Genomic DNA, 1,042 nt, shown 5'->3' with positions numbered 1-1,042 from the left:
GACAGCACTGACATCAGCACCCGTGTGATCCGGTCAGTATTCTGGAAATCCGGGTTCCAGTCTTTCTGTGCAAGCAAATCGCGAATGACTTGCCGAGCTTGTCCCGTCGTACCGCCGGTATGGACGGGTATTTGGATACCGATCGACTCTTCCTCGCCGTTCGCGACCGAGTCACGAGCATTCACGCTGTCCAACCCACTGAGCACTTCCTCAGCTAATTCATCCATCCCCTCACCAGCAATCACCCACGAGGCTGTGAGATCAGCCGTTCGGTCTACCGGATCTACCTCCATTGGCAGCCTGAACTTGAGTTTCTCATCACGATCTTCGACGACCTGCCGATACCCGCTGTGAACACCGTATCGAGCCTGTTTCGGGGCAGTGTAGGTCAAGAACTCGACGAAGTCTCGTCTCGCATCGTCGTTAGAGAGGAACTCCGATGAACGAGGAAACCGAAGGTGGATCGACGTCTCGATGCCAACGTGATCGAGGAGTGCCGTCATCGACGTAATCAACCCGTGGCAGTCGCGATAGAACTTAGAGCGCTCATCAGGGCTCTGATTGGTATCAGAGAGTCGTCCAAGGATATTCCGGCCAGCGCGGAACAGTGCATCACGCAGTTCATAGTAGTTGACGCCGTCCTCGTCGAGAACTGACTCCGCATCAAGCCACCCGATCTGCATGCCCCGGCGGAGGAAACTGAGCACTTCATCTGGAGTCGAGCCGAGGTCTGAGAGGACTCCTTCGAGCGCTTTCTCCGATAGCGCCTTCCCCCAAATTTTTGCTCCCGATAAGGCTGCCGCGATGCGTCCCAGTGTGGCTCTTGAGCCACCCCATTGTGTGACTGCATGAAGCTGGTCACGCATCACAGAGAGATACGTAACCCGTGGATCGTCCATCTCGTGGACCGGAGCGTCAAGCAGGGTGATGCCCTCTCCCTTCGAGGCCGCTGTATGGCGTTCATGAAGGGCAAATGCGTCAAGATCTGCTCCGCGTCCATCCATCCATTGCACAAAGCCACCGGTAGAGGATGCGTCACCGG

The 1,042-nt window shown here is 56.4% G+C and carries 1 pseudogene; it reads right to left on the bottom strand.

The features are described from left to right. Positions 1-1,004: pseudogene (locus N5096_RS16065) on the bottom strand (hypothetical protein); the annotation flags it as partial. Positions 1,005-1,042: the final 38 nt, after the last annotated feature.

This window comes from Halorubrum yunnanense (assembly GCF_026586675.1).
Taxonomy (GTDB): Archaea; Halobacteriota; Halobacteria; order Halobacteriales; family Haloferacaceae; genus Halorubrum; species Halorubrum yunnanense.
The sequence above is the reverse complement of the archived record's forward strand: the minus strand, read 5'-3'. Positions and strand labels throughout refer to the sequence as shown.